We start from the raw sequence: 1751 nt of genomic DNA on the forward strand, positions 1-1751 counted from the left end.
GGTGCACTTGGAACTTGAATTTGGGGAGGTTTATTTGTGATTTGAAACTAGCAGGGATGTAGTTGTGGTATAAATAGGATTGGGTGTCATGTTAATGTTCGCAATGAAGTCTGATGGCTCTATACAAATATCAAGTGGGACTTATGATTTTACGCTCAATTTGAGATCGCAGTATCGTACTTGGATACAATACGGAGTTGGAAACACTTTAACTTATGGTGGGTATTATTTGGCTTCAATTGCGGGGACAAGATCTGGATTAGATTTTACAATTCATTATTCAGGCTCACCAAAGTATATAGTAACTAAATAGGGAAAGAATGAGATATACAATTATCATTTTAATAGCGTTTTTTTTGTCAGGCTGTGGTCCGGGCGTAAAAGATGGTACCGTTGAAATTGCAGCAGAATATTATTTTGCATTTGCGGGTGGAGAACAAAACTTTATTATCTACGAGGGGGAGGAGAGAAGCAAAGGCGTTATAATTTTAGCTTCTTTATCTCAATTTTTATTAGTGGACAATGTAATATATGCTTCAAGGAAACCTCTTATATCCCAGGTTATAAACGACGTTCTGAAAGTGGTCGGAAAAGGAGAGTGTGAATATTATTTTATAAACACTTTAGACCACACAGTAGATGGGCCCTTAAATGTTAACCAGGTAGCAAAAAGTAAGAATTGGGAAAAAGTCAATGTTGAACTTGATATACAGAAGCCGGTGATTATGAGTTCAGAATGTAATTTGAAGAGCGCTAGATTATTAAGTAAATAGACACACAAAAAAAGTTGAGGTGACATCCATTCAGAGAAAAATAGATGACACCCATTCCAATTTGCTGATTGAAAACAGCTATAACTTACTTAATGGCTTGAAGGTAAGCCAAACCGACTTAGACAGTGGTACGTGGACCTATGACTACAATGCATTTGGGGATTTGATAAAACAAACAGATGCTAATGGTAATGTACAAGCTTTTGGCTACGATGGTTTTGGCCGCAAAACATCTCATAATGTTAACGGCGCACGTGTTGCGACTTGGGTGTATGACACAGATAAAAAGCATCGTTTAGCGTACGAATATACTAGTGACTGGTCAAAAGGTTACATTTACGATGAGTTTGGTCGCAAAAAAAGAAAAGAAAGAAATGTGCCTGTCCTATTTTTTCTTAACTTTTAACCATAACTAACTAAGAGTTATTGGGTTACTCATGTCTAAAATCCTTCGAAAGCTCAAATTTAAGCAACGCCAGAAGCAAATAAAAGCTAATCCAACATGTTTGTGTGATTTGTTTCTGTTTTGAAGTTTCGGAATGTTACTCATCGTCTATTGATACAGAAATAGAAGGCCGACTCCATTAGCGAGTCGGCCCAATGCTTATTTAACGTAGTACAGTAAAGAGTTTTGTTCCGCACCACTGTATACGCCGTTGTTATATGGCCAGAGGTCAAACTTAACATTATGCTGATAGAGCGAAGCGCCATTGCGCGTGTAACCATCACCGCGGCTTGTTGGCTTTGTACTTAAACTGATAAATGAGTAATCAAGACCGGATAGGCTACATCCGGTTCCTTCATGTTGCCAAAGTACAGCCGTATCATAGGGGACTTTGGGCTGGCTTAAATCGGCATTTTGTTGCAATAACGGAATACATGTGACACCCAACCAAATTTGGGAATAGTCTAATAAGCCGTCTATGCTTTACTGAACGTTAAAGTATGGATGGCTTTTTTTATGGCAATAGCAAGGAA

The 1751-nt window shown here is 38.1% G+C and carries 3 protein-coding genes; 2 read left to right on the plus strand and 1 reads right to left on the minus strand.

Annotation, left to right across the window (positions count from 1 at the left end; translation table 11 throughout):
• The first annotated feature begins 320 nt into the window (after nucleotides 1-320).
• Both N483_RS26490 and N483_RS26495 read left to right on the plus strand, forming a co-directional pair.
• Complete coding sequence (locus N483_RS26490; RefSeq protein WP_023397479.1) at nucleotides 321-773, plus strand: hypothetical protein; 453 nt, start codon at nucleotides 321-323, stop codon at nucleotides 771-773.
• A gap of 19 nt (nucleotides 774-792) precedes the next feature.
• Complete coding sequence (locus N483_RS26495; RefSeq protein WP_023397480.1) at nucleotides 793-1179, plus strand: RHS repeat domain-containing protein; 387 nt, start codon at nucleotides 793-795, stop codon at nucleotides 1177-1179.
• Between the two features lie 198 nt (nucleotides 1180-1377).
• Here the strand turns inward: N483_RS26495 and N483_RS26500 are convergent, their stop codons facing one another.
• Nucleotides 1378-1641 (minus strand): hypothetical protein, encoded by a 264-nt coding sequence (locus N483_RS26500; protein ID WP_036975009.1) that lies wholly within the window; start codon nucleotides 1639-1641, stop codon nucleotides 1378-1380.
• Nucleotides 1642-1751 lie beyond the last annotated feature (110 nt).

This window comes from Pseudoalteromonas luteoviolacea NCIMB 1944 (genome assembly GCF_001625565.1).
Taxonomy (GTDB): domain Bacteria; phylum Pseudomonadota; class Gammaproteobacteria; order Enterobacterales; family Alteromonadaceae; genus Pseudoalteromonas; species Pseudoalteromonas luteoviolacea_F.